The sequence below is a fragment of the Coleofasciculus sp. G2-EDA-02 genome (assembly GCF_040226375.1).
Lineage (GTDB): Bacteria > Cyanobacteriota > Cyanobacteriia > Cyanobacteriales > Coleofasciculaceae > Coleofasciculus.
Window position 1 is genome coordinate 1 of the sequence record NZ_JAVKEW010000042.1, and the last position, 25,941, is coordinate 25,941.

At 45.6% G+C, this 25,941-nt stretch carries 18 protein-coding genes; 11 read left to right on the forward strand and 7 right to left on the reverse strand.

Annotated features, from left to right (window positions below):
- Positions 1 to 891 precede the first annotated feature (891 nt).
- Positions 892 to 2,730, forward strand: coding sequence for an ATP-binding protein (locus RLO19_RS04145; protein WP_446354099.1), 1,839 nt, complete (start codon positions 892 to 894; stop codon positions 2,728 to 2,730).
- A gap of 38 nt (positions 2,731 to 2,768) precedes the next feature.
- On the opposite strand, the gene RLO19_RS04150 is transcribed toward RLO19_RS04145, so the two are convergent.
- Entirely contained in the window at positions 2,769 to 4,997 is a 2,229-nt protein-coding gene (locus tag RLO19_RS04150; protein ID WP_446354101.1) for a peptidoglycan-binding protein, read from the reverse strand.
- A 508-nt stretch (positions 4,998 to 5,505) separates the two neighbouring features.
- Between RLO19_RS04150 and RLO19_RS04155 the strand changes: the two genes are divergently transcribed.
- The 3 genes from RLO19_RS04155 (at position 5,506) to RLO19_RS04165 (ending at position 7,494) form a co-directional block, all read left to right on the forward strand.
- Entirely contained in the window at positions 5,506 to 6,048 is a 543-nt protein-coding gene (locus RLO19_RS04155) for an ATP-binding protein (RefSeq protein ID WP_446354103.1), read from the forward strand.
- 345 nt (positions 6,049 to 6,393) lie between these two features.
- The gene (locus RLO19_RS04160; RefSeq protein WP_446354105.1) at positions 6,394 to 6,861 is read left to right on the forward strand and encodes a phosphate-starvation-inducible PsiE family protein; all 468 of its coding nucleotides are present in this window, start codon (positions 6,394 to 6,396) and stop codon (positions 6,859 to 6,861) included.
- A gap of 180 nt (positions 6,862 to 7,041) precedes the next feature.
- Positions 7,042 to 7,494 carry a nitrate reductase associated protein gene (locus RLO19_RS04165; protein WP_446354126.1) on the forward strand — a complete coding sequence of 151 codons (453 nt, stop codon included), beginning with the start codon at positions 7,042 to 7,044 and terminating at the stop codon, positions 7,492 to 7,494.
- A gap of 44 nt (positions 7,495 to 7,538) precedes the next feature.
- On the opposite strand, the gene RLO19_RS04170 is transcribed toward RLO19_RS04165, so the two are convergent.
- Complete coding sequence (locus tag RLO19_RS04170) at positions 7,539 to 9,452, reverse strand: PAS domain-containing sensor histidine kinase (protein ID WP_446354107.1); 1,914 nt, start codon at positions 9,450 to 9,452, stop codon at positions 7,539 to 7,541.
- Positions 9,453 to 9,841: 389 nt separating this feature from the next.
- Here RLO19_RS04170 and RLO19_RS04175 point away from each other — a divergent pair, with 389 nt between their 5' ends.
- The 5 genes from RLO19_RS04175 (at position 9,842) to RLO19_RS04195 (ending at position 15,506) form a co-directional block, all read left to right on the forward strand.
- The gene (locus tag RLO19_RS04175) at positions 9,842 to 9,976 is read left to right on the forward strand and encodes a hypothetical protein (RefSeq protein WP_446354109.1); all 135 of its coding nucleotides are present in this window, start codon (positions 9,842 to 9,844) and stop codon (positions 9,974 to 9,976) included.
- 222 nt (positions 9,977 to 10,198) lie between these two features.
- Positions 10,199 to 10,432, forward strand: a complete 234-nt coding sequence (locus RLO19_RS04180; RefSeq protein ID WP_446354130.1) for a hypothetical protein — start codon at positions 10,199 to 10,201, stop codon at positions 10,430 to 10,432.
- The gene (locus tag RLO19_RS04185; protein ID WP_446354111.1) at positions 10,323 to 11,684 is read left to right on the forward strand and encodes an MFS transporter; all 1,362 of its coding nucleotides are present in this window, start codon (positions 10,323 to 10,325) and stop codon (positions 11,682 to 11,684) included. The genes RLO19_RS04180 and RLO19_RS04185 overlap by 110 nt, the downstream gene beginning before the upstream one ends.
- A 318-nt stretch (positions 11,685 to 12,002) precedes the next feature.
- On the forward strand, positions 12,003 to 12,323 hold the full coding sequence (locus tag RLO19_RS04190; protein WP_446354113.1) for a hypothetical protein: 321 nt from the start codon (positions 12,003 to 12,005) through the stop codon (positions 12,321 to 12,323).
- A 6-nt stretch (positions 12,324 to 12,329) separates the two neighbouring features.
- Entirely contained in the window at positions 12,330 to 15,506 is a 3,177-nt protein-coding gene (locus tag RLO19_RS04195; protein ID WP_446354115.1) for a tetratricopeptide repeat protein, read from the forward strand.
- 532 nt (positions 15,507 to 16,038) lie between these two features.
- Here RLO19_RS04195 and RLO19_RS04200 read toward each other — a convergent pair.
- The 4 genes from RLO19_RS04200 to murC form a co-directional block, all read right to left on the reverse strand.
- Positions 16,039 to 16,428 (reverse strand): nuclear transport factor 2 family protein, encoded by a 390-nt coding sequence (locus tag RLO19_RS04200; protein ID WP_446354117.1) that lies wholly within the window; start codon positions 16,426 to 16,428, stop codon positions 16,039 to 16,041.
- Positions 16,429 to 16,598: 170 nt separating this feature from the next.
- The gene (locus RLO19_RS04205; protein ID WP_446337010.1) at positions 16,599 to 16,943 is read right to left on the reverse strand and encodes a YbaB/EbfC family nucleoid-associated protein; all 345 of its coding nucleotides are present in this window, start codon (positions 16,941 to 16,943) and stop codon (positions 16,599 to 16,601) included.
- An 83-nt stretch (positions 16,944 to 17,026) separates the two neighbouring features.
- Positions 17,027 to 18,001, reverse strand: a complete 975-nt coding sequence (murB, locus tag RLO19_RS04210; RefSeq protein ID WP_446354119.1) for a UDP-N-acetylmuramate dehydrogenase — start codon at positions 17,999 to 18,001, stop codon at positions 17,027 to 17,029.
- An 87-nt stretch (positions 18,002 to 18,088) separates the two neighbouring features.
- Positions 18,089 to 19,630: a UDP-N-acetylmuramate--L-alanine ligase gene (gene murC / locus RLO19_RS04215; RefSeq protein WP_446354121.1), complete on the reverse strand. Its 1,542-nt coding sequence runs from the start codon at positions 19,628 to 19,630 to the stop codon at positions 18,089 to 18,091.
- Positions 19,631 to 20,184: 554 nt separating this feature from the next.
- Here murC and RLO19_RS04220 point away from each other — a divergent pair.
- Together RLO19_RS04220 and RLO19_RS04225 are read left to right on the forward strand one after the other, a co-directional pair.
- Positions 20,185 to 21,201: a type I glyceraldehyde-3-phosphate dehydrogenase gene (locus tag RLO19_RS04220; protein ID WP_446354128.1), complete on the forward strand. Its 1,017-nt coding sequence runs from the start codon at positions 20,185 to 20,187 to the stop codon at positions 21,199 to 21,201.
- Between the two features lie 493 nt (positions 21,202 to 21,694).
- On the forward strand, positions 21,695 to 22,927 hold the full coding sequence (locus RLO19_RS04225; RefSeq protein WP_446354123.1) for an RNA-guided endonuclease InsQ/TnpB family protein: 1,233 nt from the start codon (positions 21,695 to 21,697) through the stop codon (positions 22,925 to 22,927).
- Positions 22,928 to 22,932: 5 nt separating this feature from the next.
- Here RLO19_RS04225 and RLO19_RS04230 read toward each other — a convergent pair whose 3' ends face one another.
- Positions 22,933 to 25,758 (reverse strand): hypothetical protein, encoded by a 2,826-nt coding sequence (locus RLO19_RS04230; protein ID WP_446354125.1) that lies wholly within the window; start codon positions 25,756 to 25,758, stop codon positions 22,933 to 22,935.
- Positions 25,759 to 25,941: the final 183 nt, after the last annotated feature.

The window sequence follows — 25,941 nt, forward strand, 5'->3', positions numbered from 1 at the left end:
CCCCTACCCCCCCCCCCCTTCTCCCCCCCCTCCCCCCCCCCTTACACCCCCCCCACTACTGCGGGGGCCGGGGGGGTAGGGGGGCTCGGGGGGAGGGGGGCCGGGGGGGATGGAGTTGGGGCTAGGGGGTATGAGGGAGAAACGACAAAAGCGTGCGGCTAATCCATCAAATTAGGTATGCCATACCACTACAAATTGGCTTCAGGGGTTAAATAATTATCTCAGCCTTCTTTAGGTATAAATTCATATCAATTCCAGGGAGCAAGATGCTACCCCTACCAATAATTTACCTAATTAGGATGATCCAAATCACCGCAGTAATGTGCTACCTATTCCTTCCTTCCTTCACCCCCAAAAAGACTGGGTGTCGAGGCTTACTTCCCGTCCCATCCGGAAGTTTTCAATATTTCTTAACCCATTGACGATTTTGCTTAAATCTATTTATATTACTTTAGGCTTCGCTCAGTCTTCGACAACCCTGTCATTGTCTCTCTAACTCCTCCTGTCAGTCCACTCCATCCATTGATAGCCCCTTAAACAGAATCGCTTTTTACCACTTCCCTCTCCAATCTTTACCAGAACTTTATTTTTTTTGGTAATTTTAAATGAAAACTTGTTAAAAATTTCATCATTTTCTTCCTACAATTAATAGATAGAGGCTGTAAGAAGTTAATGAACCAGGATAAGAAGCTACTAACTAAACTTATATCTACCAATTGTCACCATACTTAACTCCTATCGTCAACAATGACACCAACGACTTAATTCAAGTCTTTCTCTAAAATCATGAATCATTTTTCCTTAAAAAATCACAATCTATCTCACTTCTTGGCTTATCTTATGCTTTTTTCCCATTCCCGATATCCCCCCGTATCCCAAAACAAGGCTTTAATGAGTCAGCAAAACCCATTAAATCTGAACCAGCGTTTATCAAAGATTGTCCCTTTAACCTGGATCAAAGAAGGCGTTCGCAACCTCAGCATATCTCAGAAAATTGGTTACGGCTACGCCTTAGCGATCGGCATATCCATTCTGGGAACAACAGGAGGATTAATTCTAGGTAATTATTACCAAGAACAAGCCCAACAACAAGAACGGGTTGCCGATCAGCAGCACCATCTCCTCAGCAACCTGGAAAATGCCACCTTTGCTGTGCGATCGCATCCCCAAGCACTATTGGCTACATCGGTTAATCCTAGCCAGGTTGACGCCCAAAAGACTCAGTTTTTAGCCGATGTGGAGCGGATGAAAAGCCTACTCTTTTCGTTAGATACGTTCATCCAAGCATATCCCCATGACTTGGACATTAATACGGCTGAATTACATCATCTTGTTAAGGAGTATGAAGCGAGTATAGACGCCTACAATCAAGTGATTGAATCACTCTGGCAGATCAGTGAATCGGAGAACATGAAGTCAGAGGACGTTTCTGTCATTCAACAAGAACTATTAAAGGCACTGCATCACCCCTCTACCAGTCAAGTGATGGCTCAATTCGATCACCTATCTCATCATATAGAGGATGCCAAAACTAAAGCTGAAACGCAACAGTTTCAGGCAGATCAAAAACTGGCACAAGCAGAAGCCCTACGCCTGCAAATCACCGTTATTAGTTTACTACTATCAGTCGGTATCGCCGTACTCTTAGCCACTATTACCAGCCGTGCGATCGCGTATCCTATCGAAACAGTAACTCAAGTAGCTAGTGCGATCGTCAAAGAATCCAATCTAGAGATTCGCACTCCCGTTACCACCAACGATGAAGTCGGTTCATTAGCCACATCCCTAAATCAGCTTGTCCAGTGGGTAGATGACTCAACTCAAGAACTGCAACTAGCGCGTCAAACCTTAGAACAGCGCGTCGAGGAACGGACGCAAGAATTGACCCAAGCGCTCAAAGAACTCCAACACACCCAAGCCCAACTGATTCAACGAGAAAAAATGTCCAGTTTAGGACAAATGGTAGCCGGGATTGCCCATGAAATTAATAATCCAATTAACTTTATCTACGGTAATCTAGATTATGCTAAGCGATCAATTAATGACTTACTGAACCTACTAGAACTTTATCGGCAAGAATATCCTCAGCCTAATGCAGCAATTCAAGAACAAAGCGAAGCGATGGATTTAGATTTTCTCATCGCCGATATGCCGAAAATGCTGTCGTCCTTAAAAATGGGGGCTGAACGAATCCAGGAAGTTGTCTTATCATTGCGAAACTTCTGTCGTCTGGATGAAGCACAGTTGAAACAGGCAGATATTCACGAAGGACTAGAGAACACCCTCTTGCTTGTCGGTCATCGAATCCAGCCAAATATTAACATCGTTAAAAAGTACAGTCAATTACCGCGAATTGATTGTTATCCGGCTCAACTAAATCAAGTTTTTATCAATATTATCAGCAATGCCATTGACGCCTTAGAAGACATTCAAGGTAAAGCCATCCCGACAATCGTCATTCGTAGCGAAACCATCAATAATCGTTGGATTCGCGTAGCAATTTGGAACAACGGTGAAGCGATTCCAAGAGAAATTAAAGACCGCATATTCGATCCCTTTTTCACCACCAAGTCTGTTGGCAAAGGGACAGGGATGGGATTGGCAATTTGTTACCAGATTGTGAAAAAGCACCAGGGTAAAATTGAAGTCACCTCTGAACCAGGGAAAGGAACTGAATTTGTGATTATGCTACCCATTCAAACAGAACAAGAGATGGCGATATCCGCTTAAATATTCAAGACATATACCTCACCTTGTCCATGTTTCTTCTAATCCTGAAACACCATAATCGCACCTGAATAACAAGCCACCCAAACCTGATTCGTTTCTGGATCATAGGTAATGCCAATAGGATTAGCATTGGTGTTCACCGTTTGCTGAATTGACATGTCGCTGGTGCGAACCTTACTCATCGTATTCGAGTGGTAATTCACCACATACATAAATTGACCATCATCGGATATATCCATACTGCGCGGTGCATTCCCGGTGGCAACTTTGCGTAAAACTTTACCTGTAGCTAAATCAATTTTAGCCACCGTTCCTTCCCCATTTAAGGTGGCGTAGAGATACTGATCGGCTGGATCAATGCTTAAATGACGCGGCGAATTACCAATGTTTTTGATCCAGTCGAGTGAGAAATCGTTGAGATCGACAACAGCAATATCATAAGACCCCATTACCGCCACATACGCTTTTTGAGACGCCCTATCAACAACAATTCCCCGGGGATATCGACCCAATTTAATCCGCCGAACTTCCTGATTTTGCTGACTATCGACAACGCTTAAATCCCAACTACACCAATTACTGACGAGAACCAACCGATTATCGGGGCTAGTGGCGACAAATTTAGGCACAGACCCAACTTCAATCACTTGGTCAATTTCTAAATTATCAGTATTGATGCGATACAAAAAACTATTGTCTGTTTTTTGGGAAGGATCACATTTATCACTTCCTGGCTTATTAAACCCTGAACCATACATTTGGTAGTTAGACACCCAAGCATATTGCCCATTATCAGAAAATGCCGCTTCAACGGGAGATCCTTTATAGGTTCCATTCCCCTTTGAATGCCCGTATTTCTGCAAATTCACGGCATCGGCAATGGTTTTGACTAAGTTATATTGGCGGTCGTAAACCGTAATTGTATGGCTGTACATCATGTTCTGGGCAAAAAATAACCCCCGACCTGAATGCACAATGGATTTGGGGGAAATTTTGCCAGCAATGGTGTGTTTAAGCGTCATCTGGCTGGACTGACGTTGCTCATTGTCCTTTTTTTTTTCGCTGTCTTCGTTAGTAAAGGAGTCCTGATTAAAGGGACTGTTATCAGAATTTTCCGTCGGTGTAGAGAACGAATCTTGATTCGAGGGACTCGTGTCGTAATTTTCTTCCGGTTCGATGAATGAGTCTTGATTAAAGGGAGTATCGTCAGAGTTTTCCTCTGGTGTAGAGAACGAGTCTTGATTCAACTGTGCAGTCGGAGACTCAATCGGGGATGGTGTTACCGCAGGAGATGGCAATTCTAATGCGGCTTTGGTGCTAGAACCCACCATACCATCTACGTTTAATCCTTTGGCTTTCTGAAATTGAATCACGGCTGTCTCAGTTAAGCTGCCATAATAACCTGTGAGCGGTCCATCGTAATACCCCTGTTCTTTTAAGGTTCTCTGTAGCGCTGTCACGTCTGAATTGCGACTCCCTCGCTTGAGGACTAAACCAGGATTAGCGAATCCAATTCGATCCTCTGTAACCTCAGTAGATGGGGGAGTTTGTGAGGAGGATGAAATCGGCTTCGATTCTAGTGCTGCACGGGTTTGAGAACCGGCAATACCATCGACGGTTAATCCGTGGGCTTTTTGCAGTTGAATCACGGCGTCTTGGGTGGTTGAGCCGTAGTAGCCGGTAATCGGTCCACTAAAGTAGCCAGCCACTTGTAAATTTCGCTGTAGAGAGGTGACTTGAGGATTGCGATCGCCTCGCTGGAGGATAAAATTGGGTCGGGCGGATACTAGGGGTTTATCGGGTTCTGGTGTGGGTGAATCCAACTCTAGGGGTGTTGGTGTTTGGGAATCAATACTCGAATTAGTCGGTGCGGCTGAGTCGGACTTTAATGTGGCGGTGGTATTCGCCCCCACGATACCATCGGGGTTGAGTCCATTGGCTTTTTGAAATTGGATGACGGCGGCTTCGGTTAAGGGTCCATAGTAACCCGTAATCGGTCCTGTAAAGTAACCCTCTGCTTGCAGAGTTTTCTGAAGATTGGTAACCTCAGCCCCACTCGTTCCTTTCCGCAGTGCTAAAACGGGACTGGCTAGGCTAACAATGAACAGCGCCATAGTCAGGAAGATAAAGGGAATCCAAGCCGCACTCAGGCGCTTTTTCGAGTCGAGTTCGGGGATGAATAACCTTGAACTGGCGGGGGATGGGGGTTCGGAGGTTGCCAATGCTTCATCAGTGACCGCCAAATGAATGGAGGCAGGGTTTTCCATTGTTCTCTATTGTTTAGCGCATTCTTCGCTATCCTATACTAGGAACTTTGACAAGGGCTACCCCCTAGAGCGTCAGTCGAGTAACTTTAAATTACTGGGCGCGATCGCATAGATCATTTAGAATATATTAAGGTTATTACTCTAACTTTCACATAGAGGCTACTCCTGCATCATACCAACCGCCTCCAAACACCTCTAAACAAGACAGACAGGGGCGGCAAGGGAAATTTTAGTGGGTCTGTTACTTCTACCCTCTTGTCCTGAGTCTAAAAGCTACTCTGGACAATAAGTTCAGTCATCGATGCGACTGAAACACTAACAACAGAGAAAATGAGCGAACTTGATGCCATTAACCGTATTAATGTGATTCAAGTTACATTCGTGGTGTGCAGCTAATTACTCAGACCAACGGAAATTATCACGTTACTGTCAATCTATCTATCACAATGCACTACCTACAAATCTTAGATACTAAAAAATAGTTTCTTTCCATGAGGGGACTTTTCGTATGCCAAATACCATAGAGCAACTCCCTGAAGGCGGAATGGGCATAAAAATCATTTCCCAGATCGCCGACGATATCAGGTATACCCGCACCCAAGACAATAAAAATTGTTTGTTTATCAGCAAAGTCTATGAACAAGAACCCGTTAAACTATTACCGAAATGCCACCAGAAAAATCTGTTGGCAAGGTTACTTTGTTTTTGCAGGCGGCTGACGTTGATTCTGGGAAATTACTTTAGAAAAAAACGCATCAAGTCTCGTTATCGGAACCTCAAGCTTACTGTCAATAGCGACCTCAATGCCGTAGAGCAAATTTTAGATTGGTATGGACAGATCCAGCATTTACCCATTCCCCAACAAGTTTGGCAGTTAGGTCAAATTGCCCTAGTCGAGGCGTTTACCAATGTTGTTCGTCACGCCCACAAAGGCTTATCAAAATCGACTCCTGTTGAATTGGAAATCACTGTATCCAATCATCGTTTAGATATGAAAATTTGGGATTATGGACAACCCTTTGATTTAGATGCCAAGCTGAAAGAACTTTAGCTAAAAAATAGTTTGTTCATGTAGAGTCCCCCAGATTTATTTTTGGCACGTTACTTCTGTACTCAATTATGGGCTGTAGTCTACTAACTTGAAAATCGCTGTAATATCATGTCCTGAGGATTGCCCATAATTGCAATGCTTTAATCACAAGGGTTTCAGGCGCTTTTATTCGGGGTGTTTGACCGGACATGATAGAAATTGGGAATGGGTAGTGAGCAAGATGCTAGCATAACAACGATGAGAGCAGTTGTTGACATTAAGGTTTAAATGTCGAACAGCTTAGAATCTTCTTGTACTACTCCATCAATGGTAGTATGGTTTTGGCAGGGTGACTCCTAGAGAAAAATGCAGCGATTAAAAAAATTACTCCTTCTCTTGAAAGATAGTTGTAGGGACAACTCATTTCTGATCGCCATTGAACAGGTTGAGGGCATTGTCTCCAAGATTTTGTCTCTGGTGATGATTGCCGTCATCTTGGTGGCAATGTTCGATTTGATTATCGTTCTCTCCAAACAACTGCTGATTGAACCAGTGGGTTTCTTTAATGAAAGCTTGTTTGAAATTTTTGGGCTATTCTTAAATGTTCTGATTGCGCTGGAAATCCTAGAAAATATTACTGCCTATCTCCGCAAGCACGTTGTTCAAGTTGAACTGGTTATCGTCACTTCCCTAATTGCCGTCGCCCGTAAAATTATCATTCTCAACCTCGAAAAAACAGAAGGCATCGAAATTATTGGTTTAGCCCTGGCTATTCTATCACTCTCCATTAGTTATTGGCTTATTCGCCGCACCGCACCGAGAAACAATCATTAGTAAAACGGCTTTTCTAGTTGAGGTAGTAGGGGTGATTAAGGACGGGTTTGGTGGATAGATTATCGGTTATCCCACCCGATAAATCCATTTTGACGTTTGACGTTTGACTGGGCGAAGCATTTGCGAGTAAAATTTAGCCGTAAAGCTGAACAATCTGGGCGCAAATGCTTCTCCCCTACTATGACTCACTTCTTCCAATTTGAAAAAGATTTCGTCGATTCCTTACGCTGCATCCCTATGCAGGTGCGAATGAAATTAGACACCTGTGGCGTTAAACTTAAATTAGCCCACTGGCATCAATTTACCCAGCAAGAACGTCAGACGTTAGTGGAAATGCCCGCAACTACAGCCCCCGAAAGCCAAGTCTATCGGCAGTACTTACAAGATTTGGTAACAAACTATACAGGTCAACCTGCTTCAGAACTTGCTATCGAACCTAATCCAGCTTGGATGGAAGCAACGACAATTCCATCCGATGTTCAAACTAAAGCCCAAGAATTTGATGTTTCCCTCACGCTTGAGGAGTGGGAAGCCCTAACTCCCGCCCAGCGCTTTGCTTTAATTAAACTGACGCGCCCTAGTCATGAAAACCGAAACTTTTTGCCTGCACTCAAAGAGTTTAAGATCATCTAAGTAGATCGTCATTTGTTTATTGTTTACTGTTCCTCATAATTCACTTACTTTAATGCTATGGAATTTAAGGAATCAGAAATTGAGGATTGAGATGCTCGAATCTTTGAATCTACCGGATTTTGATAAAGATTTGAGCAACAATATTGCTGTAGATTAGGTTCAATGGGAATTTCTATGATAAACTCTGTTCCCTGACCCGGTGATGAAAAGCACTTGAGATGTCCACCATGCTTTTCTACCACAATCTGATAACTGATAGACAAGCCTAATCCCGTACCCTTACCAACGGGTTTGGTGGTAAAGAAAGGATCAAACAGTCGCTGCTTGACGCAATCAGGAATACCGACACCATTATCCGCAATCCGAATAGCAATCCAGTTTTCGTTAATCACCTGCGTACTAACCTGAATTGTGGGGCTTTTAGATGAAGTTCTGTCGCCCAATAGATCTTTGTCTAATCCTTCTTCTAAAGCATCGATCGCGTTACACAGAATATTCATGAACACTTGGTTCAATTGTCCCGCATAGCAGTCGATCAAGGGTAAGTCGCCATAGTTTTTGACAACAGTGATCGAGGTTCGCCCTGCTTTGACTTTGATGCGGCTTTGCAAAATCAACAGAGTATTATCAATCCCTTCATGAATATCCACCACGCTTTTCTCGGCGCGATCCAGATGGGAGAAATTCCGCAGCGATCGCACGATTTGATAGATCCGATCCGCCCCCACTTTCATCGAATGCAGTAACTTCGGCAGATCCGTGGTAATAAAATTGAAATCGATGAGATCAATATACTCTTGAACTTTGGCTGAGGGTTTGGGAAAGGATTCTTGATAAAGCTCAACTAACTCTAATATATCCTGAAAGTATTGCTCAGCGTAATTCAGGTTACCATAGATAAAGTTAACTGGATTGTTAATTTCGTGAGCAACTCCCGCAACTAATTGCCCTAAACTCGACATTTTTTCCGAGTGAACGAGTTGGGCTTGAGTGTGTTTGAGCTTTTGCAGGGCGTCTTGCAGTTGCTGAGTCTGTTGTTCCAACTGGGCTTGCGATCGCCGCCGTTGATGTTCAACTTGTTTACGTTCCTTAATTTCCCGTCTGAGTCGCTGATTGACTTGCAGTAGTTCAGCGGTACGTTCAGCCACTCGTCTTTCTAAGTCATCATGAGCATTTTGCAGCGCTTCTTGTGCCAGTTTGCGTTCAGTGATGTCCCGGACTACTTTAGTAAACCCGCGCAATTGCCCTTTTTTGTCATACAATGCTGTAATCACTGCATTTGCCCAAAATATCGATCCATCCTTGCGGACTCGGTAACTTTCGTCCTCAAACCGACCGTTTTCTGCCGCGATTTTTAGGGCTTGCTCTAGTTTACCTGCTTTAACATCCTCCGGTAAATAAAACCGAGACACGGGTTCACCGAGAATCTCTTCTTCTTGATAACCATTAATCCGTTCAGCGCCCTGATTCCAACTGATGACCCGTCCCTCTGGGTCTAGCATATAAATGGCATAGTCTTTGACATTTTCTACTAGACAACGGAAGCGTTCTTCACTATCACGTAATGCTTCCTTGGATTGCTTACATTCGGTTTGATCACGCACCACAGCGTAGATCAATTTGTTTTCGGGGTGGATTGAGACATTCCATAACAGCGATTTATAAGATCCATTAGCACAACGACAGCGATTTTTCAAGCAGATCGGTGCAGTCGGATTCCGGGTTAGGGATTCTAGCTTGGCGAGCGTTAACTGTTGATCATGGGGATGGATCAATTCCAGCCAAGGTTGTGCTAAAAGTTCCTGATGAGTAAAGCCTAATATTTCCTCCCATCGGGGATTAAGTTGCTTGAAATGACCATCTTCCCCCAACACGCACAGCATATCCAACGAGAGCGTGAAAAAAGGATCGGAAGCCTGACTGCCGGTGCTTGGGGTTGGCGGTAAAAAATTTAGCATTTTATAGCTGGGGCTTTATTATGGGAACTCTTATCTCTATTTTTATTTTTTGGAGGAGATAAAGAGTTGTAGATGCGGTTCCCCCGGTTATCCGTTCGTCTCCTTAAGTTTAAGTTTAAGGGAGTTTAGACCTAACGCTTCGCTTTAATGATTAGAATTTCTAGTGGGTATGATTAGATTTTTCTATAATTTAACCTGATCCGTTGGTCAAGGGCGCACGTTGCTTGTTAGTGTCCGCTTAACGGTTCGCGGGGCAGTAAGGGAAGCGATCGCGTTCGGCTTAATGGCAGCCTCGAATTTTTGTAAAACAAAAGCTTGGCGCACAAGGATAATTGTAGCACGATTGACATCTAAGACTCCCTGCCTAAGTTTGGTGAAAAACCAGACGGGTGGAAAGCACTAGTGCAGCGCGGCGGAAGTCCTTGAGCAGCTTTGTCTATGCTGTTAAAGCAGGGGGAGCAGGGGGAGCAGGGGGAGCAGGGGGAGCTGTTAACTGTTCAGTTATTTCTGCCTTCTTGCACTAGGAAGACGAATAAAGCGTGGCTTGTATCGTAGTAGCGATGGTTTGATTGTAAATGCCGATTTAAACGGCAGTGCTAACATTCTAAGAAAAGTAGCCAGAAAGTTAGGCATTGACCTAAACCGACTGGGTAGACGGTGTTTGACGACTGTAGCGAGAGTGAGATTTTGGGCAAAGCCCACAGCCTACTCTGTCAGCAGAATCCCCGTCTATGCAAGAGCGGGGAGTGTCAACATTAAATGTTCCTTGTAGAAAGTCGGTAATCATAGAAGGCGATCGGGCTATGCAGGGTTATCAACCCGAACGGGTGATGATGAGCGATCGCCTAGTGTTGGAAAGACAACTGATTCATGAAAAAACAACCATTAAATTTTTGGCAGCTCTGGAATATGAGCGTTGGATTCTTCGGCATTCAATTTGGCTGGGGACTCCAAATGGCAAATATGAGCGCCATTTTTGAGTATCTAGGTGCAAATGCCCATCAAATTCCCATTCTTTGGCTAGCCGCCCCCCTGACGGGGTTAATCGTGCAGCCGATTATTGGCAATATGAGTGATAATACCTGGGGAGTTCTGGGTAGGCGACGACCATATTTTTTGATTGGGGCAATTCTGAGTTCGATCGCGCTGATTGCAATGCCTCACTCATCGGCACTGTGGATGGCAGCCGGATTATTGTGGATTTTAGATACATCGGTCAACATCAGCATGGAGCCGTTTCGGGCGTTTGTGGGGGATTTAGTGCCAAGAAGCCAACGGACGATGGGATTTGCCATGCAAAGTCTGTTTATTGGCTTAGGCGCTGTTAGTGCTTCGGCATTACCCTGGATTTTAAATAACCTCTTTCATATTCCCTCCCTCAGTGGAAATGAAGGGGCGATTCCCCTGACAGTGAAATTCTCCTTTTATATTGGTGCTGCCTTTTTCTTTGGTACGGTACTGTGGACAGTTCTCTCTACAGAGGAATATCCGCCGCAAAACTTAGAAGCTTTTGAGAAGCAAAAAAAGGAAAAAGGGGGTTTGATCAATAGTATTCGAGAAGCCGCGATCGCGCTCAAAGAAATACCCCCGGTGATGAAACAATTAGCTTGGGTGCAGTGCTTTACCTGGTTAGGCATGTTCTGCTTCTTCCTGTACTTTCCCCCCGCCGTCGCCTGGAATATTTTTGGCGCGACAAATCAGCAATCATTAATTTATAACGATGGGATTGAATGGGCAGGAATTTGCATTGCTTTCTATAATGCCGTTTGTTTTGGCTTCTCTGTGTTATTACCGAGAATAGCAGAAGCCACCAGTCGCCAACTCACCCATGGCTTTTGTCTCCTCTGCGGTGGGGCAGGTTTTATGTCGCTGATGGTGATTGACAATCAATATCTGCTATTGCTGTCCATGGTGGGGGTTGGTATTGCTTGGGCAAGTATTTTGACCCTGCCTTATTCCATGCTCATTGGCGGTTTACCCCCCAAGCGCACTGGCATTTTCATGGGCATTTTTAACTTCTTTATTGTGTTACCTCAGATTGCTGTATCCTTGGGGTTTGGCTGGGTGATGGATAATCTTCTGGATAATGATCGCCTCTTAGCCATAGTCATCGGCGGTGTGTTTATGGTGATTGCGGCGTTCTTGACACAACGGGTAGAAGACATACCAGCACAAGATTTACCATTACCTGAGGTGAAGTTATCAGAAGAAACGGCAGAAACGGCAGTTTAAAACGAATGGCACTCTCTAATTTGCCTTGTGAGATCACCAAAACCTTTGATATACCGTAGGGTGGGCATTGCCCACCAGCATACCAGTCAGTGCTATTCAGTTTAAATTGGGTATTAGTAGCGAGCTGACAGGCTCGCACTACAAGAATAAGAGCCATTGTTGGCATTAAGATTTTTAAATGCCGAACAGCTTCTTGGAAGCCGTGCAATGTAGGGGCTTTCTTTAGGGATTAACGTTAGGAGATAGATCTCAAACTGCACAACAAAACCCGCCCTCATCCCTGCTAAAGTTTAGCTGTAGGAGTTGCTATCAGAGTCAATGGCAGATATCCAATTTGAAATTCAAGGACAAGACGCGATCGCAGCAACGGAAGCTTTATTTGCCCATCCCGGATTAGAAGGGCATTGGGAGACGGCTGACGAACCGGATAAAGAAGGTACAATTGCCACCATTGGCGCGATTGTCGGGATTGTTGGCGGCATTATCACCATTGCTGCACAAATTCGCGAGTGGTATCAGGAATACCAAAAAGGCAAAGCTGGAAAAAAAATAGACAAGGTACTGCTAGTTAAAGGGGATCGGCGATTGCTATTGAAAGATGCCACAATTGAGGAAATTCGGCAAATCTTGGAAGACTAAACCGCTGTGCAAGTCCTTCACCTTGACCTCAAACCCGTTGGGGAAAATGACGTAGAACTGCGTTATTTTTTTGACAATCCCAATCAGTATAAGACGCGATCACTCCCTCTGGCAGAAATCACCGACCTAATTGGGCTAGCGGAACGAGATTACTACGTTCGCCTAGCCGTCAATTATACCATCACTGGGCATAAATTATACAACTGGTTAGATGGGAGCGATCGCTTTGTGCAACGATTGCTGAATCAGTCTCGCCGAGAGGGGATTGTTTTAGCCATCAACGCCGCCGAACAACTGGCACATCTGCCCTGGGAAGTGCTGCATGATGGCAGTAGTTTTCTAGTGCAGAAACTGCCTGCGGTTATTCCTCTACGCTGGGTATCATTGAATACTCGGAAACTGGAAATTGATGCCGCACCCCAAAATCGGGCGCTGAATGTCCTGTTTATGGCAACCTCACCGTTAGGGATAGCACCTGTCTTAGATTTTGAGGCGGAAGAGGGGCGAATCCTGAAAGCGACAGCGCGTCAACCTTTATCGCTAACAGTAGAAGAAAGCGGCTGTTTGTCGGAGTTGGGGTATTTAGTCGATGATTACGACGAGGGGTACTTTGATGTCTTGCATTTGACAGGTCATGCTACCTTTGTTGATGGAGAACCCCGCTTTTATACAGAAACAGAAATAGGTGAACCTTATCTTGCCAGCGCTGAGGATATTGCCAAAGAACTACAATTTCGACTACCCAAACTGATATTCCTCTCTGGTTGTCGCACAGGGCAAGCCGGGAAATCGGGGGCTATCCCTTCCATGGCTGAGGCATTACTGAACTCAGGCGTAACAGCCGTTTTGGGTTGGGGACAGAATGTTTTAGATCAAGAGGCGACAACGGCGGCAGCTGCATTATATCAGGCGTTGTCAGCCGGAAAAACATTAACACAAGCCGTTGCCCTGACGTACCAAGAATTGATTAAAAATAAGGCGCGGGATTGGCATTTGTTACGGCTGTATGCGGCGGAAACGTTGCCAGGGGAGTTAGTCACACCTGTAAGAACCCGTGGGCGCAAACCTGCACCGCCACCAACTGTGGCTACACAGTTTCTAGACACGGCAGGAACAGTAAAAGTCCCCACTCGTGAAAGTTTTGTCGGGCGTCGTCGTCAGTTACAAAACTGTTTACGGGCGCTGAAACCCCCATCTGAGGATATTGGGGTATTGATTCATGGTATGGGTGGTTTGGGTAAGAGTAGTTTAGCAGCAAGACTGTGCGATCGCCTGAGTGAATTTCAACGTCTGGTTTGGGTGGGGAGAGTGGATGAACCTAGTCTAGTGAACAAGTTAGCGGCGGCGTTGGATAGTTGGGAATTAAGGGAAGCGTTACAGGATAACAGGGAAGAGTTGAAGTTTCGGCTGCGACGGGTGTTTCGAGTGTTGTTAGATCCCCCCCTAGCCCCCCCTTCACAAGGGGGGGAAAAGCCATTTTTGCTAGTCTTAGATGATTTTGAGGTGAATCTAGAATCCCGCAATGGTGGGTATGTGCTGCAACCGGAAGCGGCAGAGGTTTTAGAGGCGTTAGTCTGGGCAATTCAAGATAATTATGCCCCTCATCGCTTAATTATTACCTGCCGTTACGATTTTGAATCCAGCCAGTTGCAGTATTTTTACAAGCAAGTAATGGATTCGCTGCGGGGGGCGGATTTGCAAAAAAAGTGTAATCGCCTCACTGCATTTGGTTCTGAATCTCAGGTAGATGAGGCGTTACAAGCGCAGGCGCAACGGTTAGCGGATGGAAATCCGTGTTTATTGGAATGGTTGAATAAGAAGTTACAAAACTCAACGGTTAACAAGGAAATGATTCTCCAGCGTTTGGAAGCTGATCCGGTGGAGTTACGGGAGAAGGTTTTGGCAAAGGAACTCCTGAAACAGATAGATCAGCCGATGCGGGAAATGTTATCGCGGGGATTGGTGTTTGAGTTACCCGTACCGAGGGAGGCGTTTATTGCCGTTTGTAGGGGCGGGTTTAGGGACAAACTTACTGGAAATACCGATAACTCTGAAGCAAAACCCGCCCTGAATAATGTAGATGAATACATTAATCGGGCGATAGCGTTGGGATTGTTGGAAGTTAGTCCTGATGAATTATTAAGAGTACCGCGTATTTTGCCTCTGGAGTTGCCGGAAGATGCGGGGAATTTGCACAGAAAAGCGGCTGAGGTGCTGTATCGCCTCTGGTGGGAAAATGCAGAGGAGATTTCAGAAAAACAAGGGGAAGAAATTCATCGGCTGGCACTGGAAGGCAAGGCAAAAAATATGGCTATAGAAATAACAATTAATTTAGTAATTAGTGCTAACTCTCACAGCCTATATCTGAAAGCGCGTCAGTTGTGCGAATTAACTCTAGAGAATACTGAAACTGAAGATTCTCGTATCTTACACCAGATGGCTATAGCCGAACAACACTCTGGTGAGATTAAGAAAGCCGAAGAGCATTATCAACAAGCACTAAAGAACTGTCCCCAAGATGATAAAGAACAAAGAGCAGCGATTATTTTCCACTTTGCGACTCTCAAAACTGATCAAAAATATTTTGAGGAGGCAATCAAACTCTATGATCAGTGCTTGGCAACTTTTGAAAATATTGGTAATACTATTGGTCAAGCACAAGCTTTGAATAGTTTAGGTCTTATTAAAGCTAAGTGGGGATATATTGAAGAAGGGATCGCACTCCTGGAAAAATCCATGCTAATCTTTGAAAGTATAGATCATAATAGAGGTAAAGCGGGCGTTCTAAAGTGTTTGGGAACGTTAAAAATTGCTCAAGGAAAAGTTGAAGAAGCAATATTAGACTATCAAGAATCTATAGAACTAGATGATAGGGTTGAGAGCAAAGCGGTGACTTTGTCCACACTAGGGATAATCCAATCTAGTAAGGGGAACACTGACGAAGCTATAACTCTTTATCAAGAAGCTTTGGCAATCTATAAAGGTATTGGTGATATTCTGGGTAAGGGAATAACATTAAAAATGCTTGGGCAGTTGTTAGCGGACAGAAAAAAACAATTCACCACTGCATTAGATTATTTGCAACAATCCCTAGAAATATTGCAGCGTTTCCAATCCCCGGAAACAGAAGAGGTGAGGCAAATAATCGCTAACGTGCAAAAGATGGCAGCCGAGAAGCAATAACCCACATCTGAACCATTCCATCTAATGGTAAGGGCGTTGTAGGGGCGGGTTTAGGGACTAAATTAACGGACAAACCAATAACCTTTCTACAAAACCCGCCCTTCCTCAGTCTGTAACCCAACCAATAACCTTAATTCCAAATCAACCCCGATGTAATAGGCTTCTTTTTTGAGGTTGATTGAAAGATTTAGTTCCTAAAGAAAGCCCCTACATTATCTGAATGCGATCGCGCCTTGAATCGGGGTGGATTTTGGTGTCCTGTTTGAGGTTAATCGAGTGTCTTGATAATTTGAATCAGGGCGGGTTTCGTTGTTCAGTTTGAAGTCTGCTTCCTAATTTAATTCCTAAACCCGCCCCTACATCTTTGGCGTGCGATCGCGCCTGGGATTAGGGTGGGTTTTGTTGTCACGTTTGATGTCTGTCTCCTAATTTAATCCCTAAAGAAAGCCCCTACAGATTACCTGTACAATTTCTGCAAAGGGAAAACCTAGCAGATCCTGATATTGATTCTTTCAAAAATTTCCCTAGAATCTCAACGCATCAAGGGACTACCATGATGATGAACCAGATACCAAGACGAAGCCATGCGCTCAAAAATATTGGTTGCCATTGACTGCGCCTGAACACTTCTGCCACCGCTAATTTGCAGGATATTTTCGATCAGAATCACGTAGGCAATTTCATTCCGAATCTCGGTGGAAATAATATCTATTTCTATCTCTAAATATTTCGTTTTCCTGAATATCTGTTCCCAGGATACTCGAATCGGCTGCCAACCGCGTAACACATTGCGCCCAGGATGAATACAAAGACTACCAGTTCCTTGCGACCAGACGGCACTCATCGCGTCAATATCTTTTTTCTCAAACGCTTGATAAAAGGCTTGATTCGCCGCTAGGACTTCAGTACGTTCGTTGGTCATGAAATACGTTCATCATTCATGGCTCATGGTACGGCTTCACCAAAAGTAAGCCAGCTCAGTATTCGCTTGGCGAAAAGCCAGCGACATAATACTCCGTACTCTAGCAGAACTGGGGAGTGCTGTCTCCGATGGATAACTTATAACTCTCATTCCCAGTTCTACAGGTGAGGTTACATTCCCGGCAGATTTAGCCCACTGGTGAGTTCTTCCATACGTTCCCTCATCGTAGTGGTTGATTTATCGTAAGCATCTTTCATGGCGGCTGTAACCGTTTCTGAGAGGGCTTCGGCTCCTTTTGCGATCGCGTCTGGAGCAATTTCGACTCGCAGGGGTTCCTGATTCCCACTCATAAACACCTTAACCATACCATCGCTAGAGGAGCCTTCAATTTCCATTTGCTCCAATTCTTCTTGAAGCTGTTTGGCTCCTTGTTGTACCTCTTGGGCTTTTTTGAATGCTTCGGCAAGTTCCTTCATCTTGCCTAAACCGAAGCCGAATCCTTGTCCTTTGGTCATAACTGATTGAGTATCTCTCAAGTTGGACGGGTTTATCGTTGCTAAGTCTTAATCTTAGTACCGAGACGGTCAATGCGACATCCTTAGACAGGCTGAAACTGTCCTAAGATTTTCACTTCTGGCTCTAAGGAGAGCGACCAATGCTGCTCGACTTGGTGCTGTACATAACGAATCAGTTGGAAGATATCGCTGGCTTTGGCGCCGCCACAGTTCAAGATAAAGTTAGCATGGCGTTCAGCCACTTGAGCGCCACCAATTTGATAGCCTTTCAAACCCAATTGTTCGATCAGCCAACCAGCGGCGTGGGGTTCGGGATTGCGGAAGACACTGCCACAACTGGGTAAGTGATAGGGTTGAGCATCGCGCCGTTGCTTTAAATGGTGAGTCGTTGTGGCTCGGACTTGTTTAGGATCAGCGCCCGTTTGTAACTGAAACGTTGCCTGAGTCACAAAGCGATTGCCCCCTTGCAGGATAGATGTGCGATAGCGAAAGCCCAACTCTTGAGGCGTTAATCGCTCCACGATTCCAGTTGGTGAAACGGTTTCCACACTCACCAGCAGATCCGCCGCACAAGTTTGATGGGCACCGGCATTCATCACCACTGCCCCCCCCACAGTTCCCGGAATTCCTACCGCCCATTCCAACCCTTGCCAACCGCGATTAGCCGCTTGCCATGCCAAACGGGCGATTGGCTCTCCCGCTCCGGCTGTCACTCTACCTGTATTGGGGTCAAAGTGGGTAAAGCGAAGATGACGAGTACAGACAACTAAGCCAGACAAACCACAATCACTGACGAGTAGATTAGAACCTGCCCCTAACAAGGTTAGGGGTAGTCCTTGAGACTCTGCCCACTCAAAGCTGGCGAACAGATCGTCTACCCGTCGGGGCGCCACGTACCACTCGGCTGGACCCCCCACACGAAAGGACGTCAGACTGGCTAAGGGAACCTGAGAACGGACAAGGCAGTCAGTTCCTGGTAAGTAAAGCTTAGGCTTGTCAGGAGCGTCCTGACATAGTGGCGCGTTAGCAACACGGGGAGAAAAGGATGACAAGGTCATATCAATACAGGTCAAAAGAATGCCGATGGAGTTTAGGCAGTGGCAGTGGACACACCGAATCAGGTGCGGCTCCGAGTGAACCCAATCTTAGACGGTTTGACTCAATTGAGTCGAATGATCAGGTGTAGCCGTCTGGTAAGACTCTATAACCTGGGGAATAATTTGATTCAAATTTCCCGCACCGAGAAAGATGGCAAGGTCTCCGGGTTGCAGGATTTGGGCGAGTAGTTGGGAGACTTCATCTAATGTTGGTTGGTAATACACCCGCTCATGGTGAGCCGCGATCGCGGATCGCACTTGCTCACCTGTAATTTGTCCGACACTGGGTTCCCCTGCGCTGTAAATGTCTGTGACAACGACGAGATCAGCATCGCCAAATGACTTAGCAAAGTTTGACAAAAATGTCAAGGTGCGACTATAGCGATGGGGCTGAAAAATGGCAACAATACGGCGTGACAATTCAACCTGTAAGCGAGCTGCCGCTAAGGTTGCCTGGATCTCACTGGGATGGTGAGCGTAGTCATCGACAAACGTAATTCCTTTACACTGACCCCGAACCTCAAAGCGGCGTTTGGCGCCTTCAAAGGTAGCTAGGGCGGAGGCTATGGCGTCAAACTCTAATCCCAGGTATCGCCCCACGGCGACCACAGCTAAGGCGTTGCTGAGATTGTGTTGACCTAACAGATTGAGTTGCAGTGTACCCAACACCTGATCCCCTTCCCAAATCCGCGCCGTGATGGATGGTGCCTGATAAACGACCTGATCCACGCTGTAGTCAGCTCCGGCTGTTCGTTGTAGGCTGTAGCTGATTGTCGGGGTGAAATGCGATCGCAAGGTCTGGCAATCAATACAGCCCACTACAGTTTGACAGCGATCGGCAAAAATCTTAAAAGTTTCGATGACCTGGTCTAGATTCTGGTAATGGTCGGGGTGATCCAGTTCAATATTGGTAATCACGCCAATTTCCGGAGCCAGCTTGGCTAAAGAGCCGTCCGATTCGTCCGCTTCAGCAACCAGAAAGGGACTTTGACCCAGACGCGCATTCCCTTGCCAAGCATCCACTTCTCCCCCAACCACGATAGTTGGATCAAGACCCGTTTTCAGCAGCAAGTATCCCATTAAACTGCTGGTTGTGGTTTTGCCGTGAGTTCCAGCCACCGCAATACTTCGGTAATCTTGAATCAACGCGGCGAGTAAGTCTGAGCGATGAAAAATCGGGTAGCCGGCTTCTACAGCCGCTTGGTACTCGGAATTGATCGAATTAATCGCACTCGAACAAATAACTTGGGGTAAGCAGGAGGCAAGATGGTCATCCCTAACAGATTTGCTAACTTTCGAGGGGACAGCAACTGTTTTTCGAGTGGGTTCTGGTTCAATAGCCGTTGCTGATACGCCCTGATCAGTTGGGACATTCGTTTCTCTAAAAAATTCCAAGTTGGTTGCCTTCTGGTCTCTAAACAGATGAGCGCCGACGGATTGCAACCGCTGAGTAATATGCGTCGAACGAATGTCAGACCCAGATACAGGAAGGTTGCGTTTGGCTAGAACGTAAGCCAGCGCTGACATACCAATTCCACCAATTCCGATGAAATGGAATGGTTTGCCACTAAGATCAACAGTATTAGGCATCTTAACTCCTTACACACCACACCACACAAGCCTACTGTGCCAATAACACGCGCTATCATATCAAGAATTGATTTTTCAGGATATAGCAAAGGGTGGATTTATCAGATTTTTTTTGCCACAGACACACCTAGCTATCAATTGTGTTATTGCTCCGGTGGAGTTGACCACCATGTTTGTACTGTAGTCGGTTTTTCTATCTCCAGACGGTTTTTTATACTAAACAGCCGTCATTCTGGGGTTTCCGGAAAATTAAGCAAAATATAGAACTCCGCTTCTTGGAGCTACCCGACACCCGACACCCGACACCCGACATCCAACATCCAACACCCGACATCCGACACCCGACATCCGAAACCCAACACCCGACATCCGAAACCCATTACTCTCGACTCAAATTGACCAAAACCATTAGGGGGAAAGACTTAGAGCTACCTATATGTCCCACGTTTCCCGATCCTTGGCGCAATTGGCATTTAGAATTTGTCCGGCTTTGCGATATGATTGGGTTCATAAAAAGTATATTTACTGAGCTTGAATACAGAGGGCAAGACGCAGTGATTAGAGTAGCGATCAACGGGTTCGGACGCATCGGACGTAATTTCGCCAGATGTTTACTGACTAGAGAAAATAGTCAGTTGGATTTAGTGGGCATCAATGATACATCTGATCCCAAGACAAATGCACATTTGCTCAAATACGACTCCATGCTAGGGACGCTCAAAGCCGACATCGGCTATGATGAAAACTCCCTCATCATCAACGGCAAAACCATTAAGTGCGTATCGGATCGCAACCCCCTGAACTTGCCTTGGGGTGATTGGGGTATTGACCTAATCATCGAATCCACCGGGGTGTTTGTCACCAGTGATGGTGCATCTAAGCATATAGCCGCCGGCGCCAAGAAGGTGCTGATTACGGCTCCTGGGAAAGGCGGTGACATCGGCACGTTCGTCGTTGGGGTCAATCATCACGACTACGAACACAGCAAGCATGACATTGTTAGCAATGCCAGTTGTACAACAAACTGTCTGGCTCCTGTGGTCAAAGTAATACATGAACACTTTGGCATCATTAAAGGAACCATGACTACAACCCACAGTTACACGGGTGATCAGCGGATTTTGGATGCAAGTCACCGTGATGTGCGTCGGGCAAGAGCCGCTGCGATCAATATCGTGCCAACCTCCACGGGAGCGGCTAAAGCTGTGGCTTTAGTTATTCCAGATATGCAGGGGAAATTGAATGGGATCGCGATGCGCGTACCTACCCCGAATGTATCGGTTGTGGATTTGGTGGCTCAAGTTGAGAAAAGCACCATTGCTGAGCAGTTGAACAAAGTATTCAAAGAAGAGTCAGAAAACTCTCTTAAGGGCATTTTGGAATACAGCGACTTACCGTTGGTGTCCTCAGACTACAAGGGACATAATGCTTCATCCATTGTCGATGCAAGTCTGACGATGGTAATGGGTGGTGATATGGTTAAAGTTGTTGCCTGGTATGACAATGAGTGGGGCTATTCTCAGCGGGTTGTCGATTTGGCTGAACATATGGCAGCTAAGTGGGAAGGTTAAGGCAAAACTTCACCATGTTGAGCAAATAACCTCTCAAAGAGTTCATCGGCTGAGAATCGAAGGAACATAAACGTGTTGTAATTCCTCCAATTCCGGTTCGAGCGAAGCCTCAATAGAGTCATCGCTCATTTGTCGTCGTTGACTAAATTGTTTGGCAATTTATACTCAGGGTCTTAACTCTGAGTATTTTTTTATGATAGCCCTTGGGTGTGAAATAGGCGGGATCATTGTCAGGGAAAGCTAACAAAAAAAACCTTTCTCTTTCATTAGGAATAATCTGTACAATTAACTACATTTATTGTTAAAATAAAATAAATAATTAAACTAAACTGTCCGTTTTAGCCAAGTCCAGATAGGATTTCAGTTATCCCACCTGAGTCGCGAGGGGCTACGGCTTGGAGCGAAGCAACCCGTAGGGGGATAGCTGGAAATACGAGGGCTAAATGCCCGAAGTATTTCCAATCACTTACCACTAGGCGGTATAATGTTAGTCATGAAACAAGTTCTGACAATAGTTGTAAAGCTTCAACCTACCCCTGAACAAGTTGCCAAACTAGAGGCAACCCTTCGGGCGTTTGCGGATGCTTGCAACTACGTGAACGAACACACAGATCCAAAACTGACCAACAAAATTGCTATCCAGTCCCTTGTCTACCAAACCATCAAAGAGAAGTTCAATTTGGTGGCAAATATGGCAGTCAGGGCTTGTGCAAGGGTAGCTGCTAACCGCAAGGTAGCCTTGCACAAGGGTAAGTCTGTCAAGGGGTTTACCCCAAGCAGTATGGACTGTGATAAGGACTTGTTTCGGTTTAGGGAACAAGACTGGACAGTAAGCCTAGCTACCATTTACGGCAGAGAGCGAATTGAGTTAAAAGCTGGGAATTACCAGAGAGGTAAACTCAAAGGAACCAACCCAACTTCAGCTCAGTTATGCAAACACCGTGATGGACAGTACTATCTGCACATCCAAGTCAAGGATGACGCCCCCACCCCAACCGACACCAAGAAGACTCTTGGCATTGACTTGGGACGACGCGATATTGCTGTGACTTCCGTTGGCGAGAAGTGGGACGGTACAGACATCCAACAGGTCACAGATAAGTTTTCCCAAGTTAGAGCATCTCTCCAGAATAAAGCCCTGAAAGGCACGAGGACGACTCGGCGTAGATGTCGAGAAATCTTGAAACGGCTGTCGGGAAGGGAAAAGCGCTATCAACAATGGCTCAATCACAACATTTCTAAATCGGTGGTTAAACGGGCAGTTGAGTTAAATGCCTCAATTGCTATAGAAGACCTTACGGGAATTAGGGAAAGAACCAACCAGCAACCAAGAAGCAAGACAGAACGCAGACACTCGAATTCGTGGGCATTTTATCAACTGCGAATGTTCATTGAGTACAAAGGCAGGAGTGCTGGTGTTCAAGTTATCCCAATCCCCCCTGCTTATACCTCCCAAATGTGCAACAATTGTCTGCACATTCACCCTGTAAAGGGCAAGTATTATCGCAGTGGCAAGATTTTCAAATGTGGTCATTGCGGATGGTGTGGAGATGCTGATTTCAATGGAGCCAACAACATCGCACTTGTGGGGCTGTCTATAAACCAGCCTAGAGGCACGGGGTTATCATGCAAGTTAACGCGAACTGTCGAATATGTTCAGCTTAGCTTGTTTGATGACTTCAGGGCTACTGAAAACCCAGACCTCAGCAATAGCAGGTCTGGGTAGTTTATCTACTCCCATTCTTGCCATTGATCGATCCAGTCTTGAACCCGGTCAAGAATTGGCTCACGTCCCTTGGCAACATTGGCGGCGATGCTGATAAAAATAATGCCAGCAATTATGCCAATAATCCAGTTAGAGAGCGGATAGGACAAACTTAACCCAACTAGCTGGTAAAAGACTGTGAAGATAAATGTGACTGTTCCCACTATTAAAAATGCCCGGATTTGCAATCCTAATCCAGCGAAAATAGCCACGAGACTAATGATTCCAGGAATAAGTCCAATGTTTTGATAAAACCCTAACGCTACCAAACAGATGATGCCGCTACCCAGTAAGCGGAGGTAGTGACGCAGGTTCCGTTTTTGCGGTAATCTTAATTCTGGATCAACTTGGGCAACGTAGAGGAAAAAATAACCAATTACGGCAGCATACGCTAAGGGTTCAGTAACCTGTTGGCTTTGCAAAACGCGCCAGATTGCCCAATCGATGAAAAATAAACTTACGTATGTCCAACGTAAATTAGATTGGCGGTTGGTGATCCAGGCATAAAAACATGCAAGAACCAGTAAATTAATAGAAGAGAGGGTTTGGGGATTGAGCAAAACACTCACAAGAGGCAAGATCGTGGCATATTGTTGCCAAGGCTTTCCATTCCATCCCCACCGCCACCAGGGAGTTTGATAAACCGCGATCGCGAATAGACTTGCAATGATAGATCTCCAGGGATCGAGTAGGCTCAATGTCCACATCAAACGCCCATAGATCCCAATGACGACAACCTCAGTTAATCCGGCGTATATCCAGAAGTGATAAGGTGAGTAAGCCCTGTAAAGACGTACCATGGCGCGTCTGGAAAATGAAGAAAACTGGCATTGTTGAACTCGTAAATTTCCTTGGAAAAACGCATAACTAGCCAGTATCAAACTGATGACAAGCCCTAGGAATCCCATTAGGTTAGGTGGGGTTCCCACAGACATCCCAGCGGCTAGAACCATCAAGATACTACCCATTGCCCAGTGAATGTGGGCAGTCATTTCGATTTGGGTGACGCTGATATGGAAAAGTGTAGCCCGATCGCGCGATGCGTTCCTTCGGAACAGGCTTTGCCAACGCAAAACCCAGGCGAGTGAACGATAAATACAGCAGATGACAGCCGCGATCGCCGCTAAAATAATAAAGCTATCCCCAGGATTTACCCCATCGGCTTGCAGTATTTGATAAATCACCAGTTCATACCAACCCAGGGAAATACCTGCCAAGGAAAGATAGATGATCCCTTTGGCTTGAGGACGGTGATAGGTTACACTGATACCGATTAAAGCCGCACCTAGGGTAATCAACCCGGTATAGGGGGTGAAATAAAAAAAGTGTAAACTAATACCAATCAAGGTATAAATAACCAGTTCGTACCAGGCAAGGGAAATACCTACCAGGAAAAGATAGGTGATGCCTTTTCTTTGAAGACGGCGACGCCCTACGATGATGCCCGTTAAAGCTGCACCTAGGGTGAGCAACCCGGTATAGGGAGTGAAATAAGAAAAGCGCAAATTAATGCCAACGAGGGCATAAATTAAGGGTAAAGAGTCCAGTACATCCCGCCAATTTTCTCCCCACCTCCCAGACGCCCCGCCTAAACGGGTATGCCACCAACGATTGAAGACTAGTGTCATAACTGCCAGAATAATGTTCGCAGCGCCGAGGATTAAGGATGAACCCTTAAGGAGTACAATAGCGTTGGCTATGATCAATTCTATTGCCCAGCTAATGCCGTAAATACTAAATTTGGGAAAAGATTGCCAATACCGATAAAAAATAGCACCGCCAATGAGCATTGATGCACTCAGGTACTGCCAACTGGATGGAATGAATTCTAAATACATATTGGCGCTCGAGAGCGTCAGCAGTCCGAGTTCCGTTGTAGATAGAGCAATTGCCCAGCGATCGCAGGCTTGAGCGTACAATTGAGCTAGCGTGCTAGCCTGGGGCGTTAAGCCAGCACGTAGCAGCCATAATCCGAAAATTGCGATCGCGCCAACCCAATACCAATCGGCTGGAGAAAGGGAGGACAATCCCGGAATTCCTTGGGAAAGACGCGCCACACCAAAACTCAGGGCAAATCCAATCGTGATCGCGGCGGCTAAGGCTTGCTTTAAATAACAGCTATTGATGAACATCACAAACGTGGCGACACCTAAGCCGATGAGTCGGATGTCGGCTTGGAATAGGGTAAGCCCTTGGACGAGAAATAAGCCGATCCCACTCCACCAAAATAGTTGGATTTGCCTTGAGTTTAGCCCCTGATTGGTAGTAGAATCTGAGCCTAAGTCAGGGTTTTCTACCGATGACCAAGGACTAATCAGGGAATCGCTGAGTGACTCTCTGGGGAAGGAATTAGCCTCTTTGCCCCCTGTTCGCGATCGCGTACTTCGGCTGGCAATGTCGGTTAATCTTAAAGGGGTTAACAGCCATAAGAGTCCCCACGGTGGCGTGGAAGCGGGAACAAAAAATAGGTCAGTAAAAATCTCATCGGCTAGCAAGACATAACTGAGTCCGGCTAGCACAAAACCCAGATACCAGCAACTGCGATACCAAATTTGTTTGACGATAGGGGATTGGGGATTTTGCTCTACAGTTTGCCCTGTGCTAAGATTCCATTCTGCCACCATCAGCAATAAGAATAGAGTCGCCCAGAGGGGTTCCCTGAGAGTAGGTATCCATCTGTGAATAAACAAACAGATGGTCAACAATCCACCAATATGGGTGAGGTAGACGAGAACAACTCGCACAAAATTAACTTTAGAGGGGGTTTGGGGGAGCGATAAGTCCCACGCCATAATTTTAATTTGGCATTGGGATGCCTTCACTCACCCAAGCTAATTTTATCGAAGCGCCGTAAAACCCACATCCTTTTAGGTGTGGGATATAAGGCGGGTCATCGGAGGCACGTAGATGACCAAATCATCCCTTGTTTCTAGCCATTCGCTAGTAGCACATCACTTAGGCTATTAGCATTAATC